This window comes from Achromobacter pulmonis (assembly GCF_902859765.1).
Taxonomy (GTDB): domain Bacteria; phylum Pseudomonadota; class Gammaproteobacteria; order Burkholderiales; family Burkholderiaceae_B; genus Achromobacter; species Achromobacter pulmonis.
The window spans coordinates 268922-279961 of record NZ_CADIJV010000002.1 but is presented as its reverse complement, the minus strand read 5'-3'; the positions used below and the strand labels follow the sequence as shown (position 1 = coordinate 279961).

The 11040-nt window shown below is 67.7% G+C and carries 13 protein-coding genes; 10 read left to right on the top strand and 3 right to left on the bottom strand.

Annotated elements, in window-relative coordinates; all coding sequences use genetic code 11:
- Positions 1-12 precede the first annotated feature (12 nt).
- Genes HV701_RS02865 through HV701_RS02840 form a run of 6 tightly spaced genes read left to right on the top strand, consistent with a single transcriptional unit; the run spans position 13 to position 4910 of the window.
- Positions 13-312 carry an EexN family lipoprotein gene (locus HV701_RS02865; protein WP_012202370.1) on the top strand — a complete coding sequence of 100 codons (300 nt, stop codon included), beginning with the start codon at positions 13-15 and terminating at the stop codon, positions 310-312.
- Positions 309-1682, top strand: coding sequence for a P-type conjugative transfer protein TrbL (gene trbL, locus HV701_RS02860; protein WP_012202369.1), 1374 nt, complete (start codon positions 309-311; stop codon positions 1680-1682). The genes HV701_RS02865 and trbL overlap by 4 nt, the downstream gene beginning before the upstream one ends.
- 18 nt (positions 1683-1700) lie before the next feature.
- The gene (gene trbF, locus HV701_RS02855; RefSeq protein ID WP_012202368.1) at positions 1701-2405 is read left to right on the top strand and encodes a conjugal transfer protein TrbF; all 705 of its coding nucleotides are present in this window, start codon (positions 1701-1703) and stop codon (positions 2403-2405) included.
- Positions 2402-3391, top strand: coding sequence for a P-type conjugative transfer protein TrbG (gene trbG, locus HV701_RS02850; RefSeq protein ID WP_012202367.1), 990 nt, complete (start codon positions 2402-2404; stop codon positions 3389-3391). Before trbF ends, trbG begins: the two co-directional genes overlap by 4 nt.
- A gap of 2 nt (positions 3392-3393) precedes the next feature.
- Positions 3394-4668: a TraB/TrbI/VirB10 family type IV secretion system protein gene (locus HV701_RS02845; RefSeq protein WP_012202366.1), complete on the top strand. Its 1275-nt coding sequence runs from the start codon at positions 3394-3396 to the stop codon at positions 4666-4668.
- The gene (locus HV701_RS02840) at positions 4665-4910 is read left to right on the top strand and encodes a DUF2274 domain-containing protein (protein ID WP_012202365.1); all 246 of its coding nucleotides are present in this window, start codon (positions 4665-4667) and stop codon (positions 4908-4910) included. The genes HV701_RS02845 and HV701_RS02840 overlap by 4 nt, the downstream gene beginning before the upstream one ends.
- Positions 4911-5210: 300 nt before the next feature.
- Here HV701_RS02840 and HV701_RS02835 read toward each other — a convergent pair whose 3' ends face one another.
- The 3 genes from HV701_RS02835 to HV701_RS02825 all read right to left on the bottom strand — a co-directional run bounded on the left by HV701_RS02835 (position 5211) and on the right by HV701_RS02825 (position 7129).
- Positions 5211-5837, bottom strand: a complete 627-nt coding sequence (locus tag HV701_RS02835) for a dUTPase (RefSeq protein ID WP_175131653.1) — start codon at positions 5835-5837, stop codon at positions 5211-5213.
- A 120-nt stretch (positions 5838-5957) separates the two neighbouring features.
- Positions 5958-6479 (bottom strand): hypothetical protein, encoded by a 522-nt coding sequence (locus tag HV701_RS02830; protein WP_175131613.1) that lies wholly within the window; start codon positions 6477-6479, stop codon positions 5958-5960.
- Positions 6480-6490: 11 nt separating this feature from the next.
- On the bottom strand, positions 6491-7129 hold the full coding sequence (locus HV701_RS02825) for a DedA family protein (protein ID WP_175131612.1): 639 nt from the start codon (positions 7127-7129) through the stop codon (positions 6491-6493).
- Positions 7130-7234: 105 nt separating this feature from the next.
- On the opposite strand from HV701_RS02825, the gene HV701_RS02820 reads away from it, so the two are divergent.
- From HV701_RS02820 to HV701_RS02805, 4 genes are all read left to right on the top strand, one after another.
- Positions 7235-8275 (top strand): metal-dependent hydrolase, encoded by a 1041-nt coding sequence (locus HV701_RS02820; protein WP_175131611.1) that lies wholly within the window; start codon positions 7235-7237, stop codon positions 8273-8275.
- Positions 8276-8462: 187 nt separating this feature from the next.
- Positions 8463-9230 (top strand): IclR family transcriptional regulator, encoded by a 768-nt coding sequence (locus tag HV701_RS02815; protein WP_175131610.1) that lies wholly within the window; start codon positions 8463-8465, stop codon positions 9228-9230.
- Positions 9231-9320: 90 nt separating this feature from the next.
- Positions 9321-10025, top strand: a complete 705-nt coding sequence (gene pepE, locus HV701_RS02810) for a dipeptidase PepE (protein WP_175131609.1) — start codon at positions 9321-9323, stop codon at positions 10023-10025.
- A complete protein-coding gene (locus tag HV701_RS02805) occupies positions 10022-10951 on the top strand; it encodes a DUF1177 domain-containing protein (protein WP_175131608.1) in 930 nt (309 codons plus the stop codon). Before pepE ends, HV701_RS02805 begins: the two co-directional genes overlap by 4 nt.
- Positions 10952-11040: the final 89 nt, after the last annotated feature.

The window sequence follows — 11040 nt, the reverse complement described above, 5'->3', positions numbered from 1 at the left end:
CGAGGTGCGGCCATGAAGTACGCGCCTGTCGTGTTCGCTCTCGCGTTCCTGCTGTCCGGCTGCGATCAGCCGCTGTCGGTGGCTTCACTGGCCGCCGATCCATCCCGGTTGCACACGCTGCGCGCGCAGTGCCGCACGGGCGCGCACGACGGCGCGTTTTGCGCGCAGGTGGCCCAGGCCGACCTGCGGCGCTTTCTCTCCGGCCAGACCGGGCCGAGCGAGTATCAGACGCTAGCCGACCTGCCGCCGATTCCGCCCAGCTTCGATGAACCCGCCGATGCCGATGCGCCTGGGCAGGAGGACTCACCATGAACGACGTAACGATCATCGACCGCTTCCTCGATACCTTCTCGCGCTACATCGACTCGGGCTTTGGACTGCTGCATGGCGAGGTGGCGTTTCTGACCGCCACGCTGATCGTCATCGACATGACGATCGCCGGGCTGTTCTGGGCGATGGGCCATGCCGTCGGCCAGGGCGAGGACGTGATCGCCAAGCTGATCCGCAAGGTGCTGTACGTCGGTGCCTTCGCCTACATCATCGGCAACTTCAACACGCTGGCCGGCATCCTGTTCCGCTCCTTCGCCGGGCTGGGCCTAACGGCCAGCGGCTCGACCTTGAGCATGGAGAACTTCCTACACCCTGGGCGGCTGGCCAAGGTCGGCATCGACGCCGGTGCGCCGATCCTTGAGCAGATCGGCAACATGGCGGGCTTCCCCGAGGTGTTCGTGAACATCACGCCCATCGTCGTGATGTTCCTCGCGTGGTTGATCGTCATCCTGTGCTTCTTCGTGCTGGCGATCCAGCTTTTCATCACGCTGATCGAGTTCAAGCTGACCACGCTCGCCGGCTTCGTGCTGGTGCCGTTCGCGCTGTGGAACAAGACCGCGTTCCTCGCCGAAAAGGTGCTGGGCAACGTGGTGTCGTCCGGCATCAAGGTGCTGGTGCTCGCCGTCATTGTGGGCATCGGCTCGGGGCTGTTCGCCGAGTTTCAGGTACATCCCGCCGAGCCATCCATCGACCACTCCGTGGTCGTGATGCTGGCCTCGCTGACCCTGCTGGCCTTGGGCATCTTCGGGCCAGGCATTGCAACCGGGCTGGTGTCTGGCGGGCCGCAGCTTGGCGCGGGTGCGATGGCCGGTGCTGCGCTGGGCGCTGCGGGCGCTGCCGTTGCCGTCGGCGCCGCAGCCACGGGCGTCGGCGGCGCGGTAGCTGCTGGAGCGCGCATGGCGCCCGCTGCCGCCAAGCTGGCCGGCAGCGGCGCGCGGGCTGCCGCTGGGGCTGCCAGCAGTGCACGGTCGGCGTTCCAGGCCGGTTCCGCTTCGGCCGGCGGCGGCCTCAAGGGTGCCGCTGCGGGCTTCGGCAATGTCGCCAAGACAGGCGCTCAGGCAGCCGGGCAGAAGGTGGCCGATGGCGCGCGTTCGATGAAGGAACGTGCCGCCGCAGCTTTCCGCCAGGAAGGCACGACTTCGGCGGGAGGCGGTACAGCCGCCGCATCGGGCGGCCCAGCGTCTGGTGGTGATACGCCCTCCACCGCGCCGCAGGAGCAACCCGCCTGGGCCAAACGCCTGCATCGCCGCCAGCAACTCACCCATGCCGCAACCACCGCCGCCCACACGCTGCGCGGGGGCGACGGCGGCAGTTCCAGCCAGGGGCCGAGTCTGCGCGATTCCGATTCCTGATCTTCAAGGAGAACACCCATGCGATTCAAACGACCGCAGGTGCGCTATGCCGACACGCCGCAGCCTGCTACTCCGTACCAATCCGCCGCACAGGTGTGGGACGAGCGCATCGGCTCGGCCCGCGTGCAGGCGAAGAACTGGCGTTTCATGGCCTTCGGCTGTCTCACGCTGGCCGTGCTGATGGCCGGGGGCCTGGTCTGGCGCTCGGCGCAATCCATCGTGACACCCTATGTCATCGAGGTGGACAACGCGGGCCAAGTGCGCGCCGTGGGCGAGGCCGCTACGCCGTACCGGCCCAGCGATGCGCAGATCGCCTACCACCTGGGCCGCTTCATCGGCCTGGTGCGCTCGCTGTCCATCGACCCGATCGTGGTGCGGCAGAACTGGCTGGACGCCTACGACTACACCACCGACAAGGGCGCCGTGGTGCTCAACGAGTACGCCCGCGTGAACGATCCGTTCGCGCGCATCGGCAAGGAGTCGGTGACGGTGCAGATCACCAGCGTGACCCGCGCCAGCGACGCCTCTTTCAACGTGCGCTGGACGGAACAACGCTTCGTCAACGGCGCTCCTGCTGGCACCGAACGCTGGAACGCGGTGATTTCCATCGTGCAGCAGACCCCGCGCACCGAACAGCGCCTGCGCAAGAACCCGTTGGGCATCTACGTCAACGGCCTGTCGTGGAGCCGCGAACTGGATTCTTCCGAAGGAGCCAAGCCATGAACCCGTCTTTCCGTACTTACGTTTCCGTGCTGGCGCTCGCGGCCCTGGCGGGCTGCGCCACCCAGGGCAAGCCGCCGCCGACCATCTCGCTCGATGAGCCGGTGCAGGCGCAGCCGCTGCCGGAGCCGCCTGCACCTGTGGAGGCGGTCGCTGTGCCCGAGGTGCTGCCGATGCCGGCACAGTTGAAGCCAGCGCCCGAGGGCGAAGAAGCCAAGCCGGCGCCGGAGCCGGTCGACGAGAAGGTGCGCGTCTCACGGGCCAATACCGAGGCGCGCGTCGCGCCCACGCGCGAGGGCTACGTCAACGCGATTCAGGTGTGGCCTTTCACGGACGGCGCGCTGTATCAGGTCTATGCGGCCGTGGGCCGCGTGACCGTGATCGCGCTCCAGCCCGGTGAGGAACTGGTGACGGTGGCCGCTGGCGACACGGTGCGCTGGATCGTGGGCGACACATCGAGCGGCAGCGGGGATGCGCTGCGCGTGAACGTGATGGTCAAGCCCATCCGCTCGGGCCTCAAGACGAATCTCGTTGTAACCACCAGCCGACGCACCTATCTGCTGGAACTGACCTCGACAGAGAAGACATGGATGGCGTCGATATCCTGGGAGTACCCCAAGGACAAGATGCTCGCCTTGCAGCGCCAGGCGCAGGCGGCCAGCGCCGCCGCGCCGGTCGAGACCGGGCTGTCGCTGGAGAAGATCCGTTTCCGCTATGCCATCAGTGGCAGCAATCCGCCGTGGAAGCCGCTGCGCGCCTTCGATGACGGCGAGAAGGTATATATCCAGTTTCCCGCCGGCATCGCCCAGGGCGAGTTGCCGCCGCTGTTCGTGATCGGTGCGCAGGGCGACGGGCAATTGGTGAACTACCGCTTCCGCTCGCCGTATTTCATCGTTGATCGCTTGTTCGGCGCTGCCGAGTTGCGCTTGGGCGGGGACAAGGGCGACGTGGTGCGGATCGAGCGCACCGACGGCACGCGGGGGAACTGACCATGAGCCAGGACGACACCCCCGACCTCACCACGCCGCAGGCGGGCAAGGTCGCGCCCGAGGCGGTGGCGCTACGCGCCCAGCCGTGTCCGGTCACGCGCCTGAACCGGCGCACGCTGGCCGTCCTCGTCGGCGGCCTGTCGGTCGCCGTGCTCGGGGCCACGATCTGGTCATTGCAGCCGCATCGGCGCGGCACTGGCGAACAGACCGAGCTTTACAACGTGGATCGCGTATCGAAGTCCGAGGGGCTGGATGGCCTGCCTTCCGACTACTCGAAGCTGCGGAAGGTGCCCGAGTTGGGGCCGCCGCTGCCGGGCGATCTTGGCCCCGCCATCGTCGCTTCGCAGCAGCCGGCCGTAGCCGCTTACGCGGCCCCCGGCCACGATCCGAATGACGCTTTGCGCAAAGAGGCGGAAGCCGCTGCGGCTTCGTCGGTGTTCTTCCGCTCCGGCGGCCAGGGCCAAGGCCAGGCCGCAACGGTGGCGCAGGCGGCGCCGGGTGCGCCGGGTGCTGCAAGCGCGCTCGCAGCCTTCGACCCGCTCGCCGCCGGGCCGGCCTCGACGGCGGCCCAGCCCGCCGACCCGACCGCCACGCAGAACCGGCAAGACCAGAAGGAGGCGTTCCTGAAAGGCGGCTCTACGGAAACCCGCAATTCCGGCAACCTGGCGCTGCCGGCGTCGCCGTATCAGGTGATGGCCGGTACGGTGATCGCCGGGGCGCTGGTCACAGGCATCAAGTCCGATCTTCCGGGCGATGTGATCGCCACCGTCACGGAGCCCGTCTATGACACGGCCACGGGCAAGTTCCTGCTGATCCCGCAGGGATCGCGCATCCTCGGGCGCTACAACAGCCAGGTCAGCTACGGGCAGAGCCGCGTACAGGTGGTATGGAACCGGGTCATCCTGCCCGACACGTCATCGCTGACGCTCGACAACCTCGTGGGCACCGACCCGGCCGGCTACGCCGGCCTGGAAGACGACGTGGACTGGCACTGGAACCGCGTCTTCGCCGGCGCCGTGTTGACGACGCTGCTGGGCGTGGGCGCCGAGCTGGCCGCGCCGGAGAACCGCCAGGACGGCAACCGCATCGTCATCGCCGGGCGCGACAGCGCACAGGACAGCATCAATCAGGTCGGCCAGGAGATCACTCGGCGCAACATGAACATCCAGCCGACGCTGACAGCACGACCGGGCTTGCCGGTTCGGGTGATCGTGGCGCGCGACCTCGTGTTGCGTCCTTACCAACCCATGTTCTATCAGCTTGGAGGTGCGCGATGAGTACCGCCCGAAAACTCCGCCTCGGCCCGTTGCCGTCCAGCGGTAGCACGAAGCTGACGTTCACCTGCCCGGCCAGCCTGAAAGCCGACCTGGACGCCTACGCCGCACTGCACGCGCAGACGTATGGCGAGGCCGTCGATGCAACGACGTTGATCCCGCACATGCTGGAGACGTTCATGGCGGGGGATCGGGGATTCAGAAAGGGAAGCAGGGGCAAGGCCGCACCGCCGAAGTCGGGTTGACGATGTGGACGCATCCACCACCCACTCACGATGAAAGCGCAGCCCTCGGGTTGCGCTTTCGCTTTCTGGGGATGGATTGCGACAGGCCGGGGCATAAGATGGCTATGCGATCTTGCCCGCTGCGGCGCCCCTGCGTTTGCCACCGCAAAGCGCCCATGTGGCACCTAGCCAGAAATGCAGCAAGCGCGCGCCGCAGCCCGAATCTAGGCTAACCTATTGCCCCATAAGACCTTTTGCGCCGCTGCATGACCTCACAAAAGACTTGACAGCGGACATTTTTCATGGCTGGGCGGCGCGCGCCTACAGGCGCGAATATGCCGCTTCCAGTTCGCGGTGCAGGATGTCCGCGAAATCGGCGCGGCCGGCGTCATGCTGCGACAGCAGGCGCGCCAGCACCACATTGTCTTCCTCGCCGTTCCAGATCTTGATGTAGGTGCCTTCCTTGTAGCCATGCCGCTGGCGGAAGATGTTCAGCACGTTCTTGGAAACGTACTGGGTGTAGGCATCGTTCCAGCGCATTTCGCAGGCGGTCATGCTCTGTTCCAGCAGCTTGAAACTGGCGCGGCCGCACACCGCCAGGCCGCCGATCAGTTCCAGCAGCTCGGGCACGTTCAGGCTGGCCAGCGCGTAGCTCTTGCCGTCTAGCGTGATCGAGGCGGGGCCGGCCAGGTCGGCCACCAGCGCGGCGGCGGCCGCGTTGACGTCGCCCTTGGCCTGCACGATGGTGTGCGACAGGTAGAAGTGCAGGATGTCGACCAGTTCCATCTGCACCTGCGGCAGGTCGATGGTCTGCTTCTTCCACCATTTCCAGCCGTAGTGCTCCAGGGCCTCGGCCGATTCGACGAAGGCGGCGCGCAGGAAGCGGGCGCCGCCGTTGATCCAGTCCGGATTGATCATGCTGTTCAGGTCGCCTTGCAGCTTCAGCATCGTGGCCGCCTGGGCCTGGTTCAATCCGACAACGTTATTCACTTTTACTCCGGGTATTCATGGGGTCTATGCGACGGCGGCGGAAATGTTAGCACCATTGCCGCCGCGGCCGGGGCCGCTTCAGCCGTCCTTGCGGTATGACGAGGTCTTGAGCGGCGGCAGCTTTTCCAGCGGGCGCTTGCGCGGGTTGCGCGCGCCGCCAGCCGCCTTGAACAGCATCAGGGCGAAAAAGCCCAGAAACACCGCCGGCATGAAGTCGTCCAGGTCGAAGCGCGGCGCGCGCAGCGCCGTGAAGGCGATGTTGACCGCCGCCCACCCGGCCACGGCGCCGGCGATGGTCAGGAAGATGCCCTGCTTGCGCTGGCGCGCGCGCTTGGCCAGCGAAACCGCCTCGGCCTCGCTCTGGTCGGGGATGGTGTCGGCGGACCGCGATTGCAGCGGCGGCGGCGCGGTCTTGCCCCAGGTCAGGTCGTTCAGGGAATCCTGGCTCGGCACGGCCACCGGGACCGGGGCTGGCGCCGTCGCCTGGCGCTTGGCCTCGGCCTTGCTCGGTACCCTTCCGGGCGTGACGCCGCCCGCGCGCGACAGATTCTCGATGTAGCGCGCGAAGTCGCCGTCCTTGGGCTCCATGTCGATGGCCATGCCATTCTCCGCTAGTTGCCACGACGGACGCGCGCCGGTTGCCGGCGTTTGCGCATCATCGCGATCAGGAGTCCGCATCCTAGCAGTACCGAGAGTCCGGCGCCGATCATCATGGCGATCTGCTGCGCGTTTTCGGCCGCGCCCAGGCTGCGCGCGGTGACGTAGCCGGGCGCCAGCATCAGCGGCAACCACAGGATCGCCGACAGCACGTTGGCCATCTGGAAACGGCCATGGGCCATGCCCATCACGCCCGCGACAGTGGGGATGGTGGAGCGGATCGGGCCCAGGAAGCGGCCGATCAGCACCGAGGCGAAGCCATAGCGGTAGAAGAACAGCCGGGCGCGCGCCACGGCGGTACGCTGCTGCTTGAGCGGCCAGCGCCGCAGCACGCCGGGGCCGGCCCAGCGGCCCAGGCCGTAGGACAGCGCGTCGCCGACGATCGCGCCGGCTATGCCCCAGGCCAGGATGCCCCAGGGGTCCAGCGTGCCGGCGCCGATCAGACCGCCGGTCAGCAGCATCAGCGCCGTCGCGGGGATGAACAGCCCCAGCAGCACCATCGATTCCCCCAGCGTGAGCAGGAAGGTGATGGGGCCGGCCCAGGCCTGGTTGGTCTCGATCAGCATGCCGATCTTGTCGATATATTGGTCCATGAGGCGGAACTTGAAAATCAGCTGAACGTAATCGGGTATCTTAACGCCTGCATGGAGGCGCCTGTGTGAAACAGGCGTTCCACGGAAGGCGATCGTCGGAGTGCTATGGATTCGGTTACACAAGCCGTGCTGGGCGCGGGCATACAGGGGGCGCTGTTGGGGCGCATGCAGGGCCGGCGGGCGCTGATCTACGGCGCGGCGCTGGCGACGGTGCCGGACCTGGACGTGCTGATGCGCTACCCGGACCCGGTATCGCTGATGACCTACCACCGGGGTTTCTCGCATTCGATTTTCGTGCTGACCGGCCTGGCCGCGCTGCTGACCTGGCTGATCCGCAAGTACTGGCCGCAAGCGCAGTACAGCGCCGGGCGGCTGTTTCTGACCCTGTGGCTGGTATTGGTGACGCATCCATTGCTGGACGCTTTCACGGTTTACGGCACGCAGCTGTTCTGGCCGCTACCGTCGATCCCGGAAAGCTGGTCCGCCATATTCATCATCGATCCGCTCTACACCGTGCCGTTGCTGCTGGCGGCGGTGTACGCGGTGATCGCGGGCATGACGCGCAACGCCCGCCGCTTCCTGGCCGGGGCGCTGATCTTCAGCACTGCCTACCTGGGGTTCGGGCTGGCCGGCCGCCTCGCCGCCGAACATCGGGTACGCGAGGCGATGCAGACGCAGGGCATCGCCATCACCGAGCTGCGGGGTATCCCCATGCCACTCAATACGCTGTTGTGGCGCGTCGTGGCCAAAACCCCCGACGGCCATTACTACGAGGCCGTCAGTGGCTGGTTCGACCGCGAGCCGCCGGAATGGCTGCGCCTGCCGCTCAACCCTGGGCTCGGACAGGCGCTGGCGGACATGCCGCTGCTGCAACGCCTGCGCTGGTTCACCGACGATTGGCTGCGTTATGACGCGCTGGGCGACGCGCTGGTGGTGACCGACCTGCGCATGGGCGTGGCGGGGCACTACAGCTTTCGCTTCAAGATGGCCGAACGCGATGCCGAGGGCGGCTGGCGGCCGGTAACGCCAGCGCGCTGGCCGGGCGAACGCGGCGGCTGGGCCGAATTCAAACTGATGCTGGCGCGTATCCTGCACGCGCAACCGCCACTGCCACTGGCGCAATGGGCGCAGACAGCGACGCGCTAGCCGCGGCTGCCCGGCGCTGTCAGGCAGGCCTGCCTTGCGGTGGGCTTTTTTTCGTCCGACGGGGGGCATGAAACGCGGCTTGTGTTGGTGTGCCCGCGATCCGGGCCACCCGGATTGACCGGAAAACCGCCGTTGCATTATTCTTGTTCGATATTAAGGAACCAGGGTTCCGTTTTTTGGAACATCAATGAGTATTCTCGACGGCGTCCAGCGCGTGCTGGCGCTTTACGCGGAAGGCGCGGTCGAACTGAGCTTCACCGATGTGGCGCAGCGGCTGGCAATGCCCAAGAGTACCGCCTCGCGCCTGCTGAACCAGATGCAGCACTACGGCCTGCTGGATCAGGACGCGGCCACGCGCCGCTATCGCGCCGGCGCCCTGTTGTCGCAGGCGGTGCGGGCCGGGCAGGCCGCGACGCCGCTGGACGAGGCCTGCCGCAAGGTGCTGGCGCGCCTGTCCGACGACAGCGGCCTGACCGCGTACTTGTCCACCCTGAACCAGCGCGAAACCGTGGTGCTGCAACGCCTGAACGGCTCGCAGCCGGTGCAGGTGCTGTCGCCGCCAGGCTCGCGCCGTGCCGCCTCGGGCACGGCAATGGGACGCGCGCTGCTGTCGCGCTTGACCCAGGAAGAGTTCGACGCGCTGTACGGCAGTGATCCGGCCCGGCCCCTGCCGGTGGAGGGCAAGGATTGCCCGGCCACCGTCGGCGAACTGGCGCAGCGCGTGGCGCAGATCCGCGCCGACCATTGCGGTGTCGCCATCGACCAGGCCATGCCCGGTATCGGCGCGGTGGCGGCGGCGGTGCGCGACCCCGACAGCGCCGAACTGCGCGGCCTGTGCCTGTCGTTCGTGTCGTTCCAGGCCGACGCAGCCCGCGTGGCCGCGTTGCGCGAGTCGCTGACGCGCCAGGTGGCGGCGCTGGGCCGCGAATTGAACGATCCCTATTGGCTGGCCTGACGCGCCGGCGCGCACCCGATTGACCGTATTGCCCTATCCGGCCGCATGCTCGCGGCACCCCGACTCCACCGATTTCACGGAACGCCTTTCATGAATCTTCTGCTTCTCAGCAATTCCAGCAGCGATGCCGGTTACCTGGCGCACGCGCTGCCCGACATCCGCGAACTGATCGCGGGCCTGCCGGCCGGCGCGCCGGCGGTGTTCGTGCCGTACGCGGGGGTCACCCGCAACTGGGACGACTACGCCACGCAGGTCACCACGGCGCTGGCCGACACCGGCCTGGACATCCAGCCGCTGCACCGCGCCGCCGATCCGGTGGCCGCGCTGGAACAGGCCGCCGTCATCATCGTCGGCGGCGGCAACACCTTCAACCTGCTCGGCCAGCTGCGCCGCCAGGGGCTGCTGAGCGTGGTGGCGCGCCGCGTGCGCGAAGGCGCCGCCTACCTGGGCTGGAGCGCCGGCTCCAACCTGGCGTGCCCCAGCATCCGCACCACCAACGACATGCCGATCACCGATCCCGAGGGCCTGGACGCGCTGGGCCTGCTGTCCTTCCAGATCAATCCGCACTACACCAACGCCCATCCGCCCGGCCATCGCGGCGAAACGCGCGCGCAGCGGCTGGCCGAGTTCTGCGTCTTGAACCCGGCCATGCCCGTGCTGGGCCTGCCCGAAGGCGCCGCGCTGCGCGTGCGCGATGCGGCCATCACGCTGGTCGGCCCGCACGATGCGCCGCTGTTCATCGGCGCCGCCGAACCGCGCCTGTTCAGGCCCGGTCCGGTTGAGATCCCGGCATGAAGCAGGTCATCGATACCATCGAACTGCTGTCCTGTGCCCACATCACGGGTGAGGCGGTGGCGCAGCATCTGCGCGAGGCGGGCGATTGCGAGGTCGAGGTCACGCGGCTGGCGCGTGACGGCGCCGCCACCGACTTTCTGTCCATCGTCATCCGGGGCGCCGATGACAACGCGCCGCAGTTGGGCATCGTCGGCCGTCTGGGTGGCATTGGCGCGCGCCCGGCCGTGACCGGCCTGGTGTCCGACAGCGACGGCGCCGTGGTCGCCATCGCCGCCGCCCTCAAGATCATGGCCATGGCGCGCCAGGGCGATGTATTGCCCGGCACCGTGCGCATCCACACCCACATCTGCCCGCGCGCTGGCACCCGCCCGCACCATCCGGTGCCGATGATGCGCTCGCCGTTCCCGATGCGCGAAATGATGTCGCACGAGGTCGATCCGCGCATGGATGCGATCCTGTCGGTCGACACCACCCGCGGCAACCGTCTGGTGAACCGCCGCGGCGTGGCGCTGACGCCGGTGGCCAGGCAGGGCTATCTGCTCCCCATCCCCGACGCCATGCTGGACGTGATGGGTTGGGTCAGCGGCGAACTGCCCGTGACGCTGCCGCTGACCACGCAGGACATCACGCCCTACGAAAACGGTCTGTGGCACCTCAATTCTCTGATGCAGCCGGCCATCGCCACCGGCGCGCCGGTGATCGGCGTGGCGCTGACCGCGCAGACCACGGTGCCCGGTTGCGCCACCGGCGTGACCAACGCGGTCGATGCCGACGTGGCGATGCGCTTCTGCATCGAGATCGCCAAGCGCTTCGGGCAAGGCGCCATGACCTTCTTCGATGCGGCCGAATGGGATGCGCTGCAAGGCCGCTATGGCTCGATGGCGCATCTGCAGACCACCGGCCGCGAACCGGAGCCGGCGCCATGAGTGCACGCCCGCCCTCGCATGCGGCGGGCGCCACAAACAAAAACGCCAGACTGGTGTCTGGCGTTTTTCCTGGCCCGATAGGCGATTGC

Excerpts from the sequence above, each read along its gene's own strand:
- trbF (WP_012202368.1), top strand. The coding sequence starts at position 1,701 with ATGCGATTCAAACGACCGCAGGTGCGCTATGCCGACACGCCGCAGCCT.
- trbL (WP_012202369.1), top strand. The coding sequence starts at position 309 with ATGAACGACGTAACGATCATCGACCGCTTCCTCGATACCTTCTCGCGC.
- HV701_RS02840 (WP_012202365.1), top strand. The coding sequence starts at position 4,665 with ATGAGTACCGCCCGAAAACTCCGCCTCGGCCCGTTGCCGTCCAGCGGT.
- HV701_RS02815 (WP_175131610.1), top strand. The coding sequence starts at position 8,463 with ATGAGTATTCTCGACGGCGTCCAGCGCGTGCTGGCGCTTTACGCGGAA.
- HV701_RS02845 (WP_012202366.1), top strand. The coding sequence starts at position 3,394 with ATGAGCCAGGACGACACCCCCGACCTCACCACGCCGCAGGCGGGCAAG.
- HV701_RS02865 (WP_012202370.1), top strand. The coding sequence starts at position 13 with ATGAAGTACGCGCCTGTCGTGTTCGCTCTCGCGTTCCTGCTGTCCGGC.
- HV701_RS02835 (WP_175131653.1), bottom strand. The coding sequence starts at position 5,837 with ATGCTGAAGCTGCAAGGCGACCTGAACAGCATGATCAATCCGGACTGG.
- HV701_RS02830 (WP_175131613.1), bottom strand. The coding sequence starts at position 6,479 with ATGGCCATCGACATGGAGCCCAAGGACGGCGACTTCGCGCGCTACATC.
- trbG (WP_012202367.1), top strand. The coding sequence starts at position 2,402 with ATGAACCCGTCTTTCCGTACTTACGTTTCCGTGCTGGCGCTCGCGGCC.
- HV701_RS02805 (WP_175131608.1), top strand. The coding sequence starts at position 10,022 with ATGAAGCAGGTCATCGATACCATCGAACTGCTGTCCTGTGCCCACATC.
- HV701_RS02820 (WP_175131611.1), top strand. The coding sequence starts at position 7,235 with ATGGATTCGGTTACACAAGCCGTGCTGGGCGCGGGCATACAGGGGGCG.
- HV701_RS02825 (WP_175131612.1), bottom strand. The coding sequence starts at position 7,129 with ATGGACCAATATATCGACAAGATCGGCATGCTGATCGAGACCAACCAG.
- pepE (WP_175131609.1), top strand. The coding sequence starts at position 9,321 with ATGAATCTTCTGCTTCTCAGCAATTCCAGCAGCGATGCCGGTTACCTG.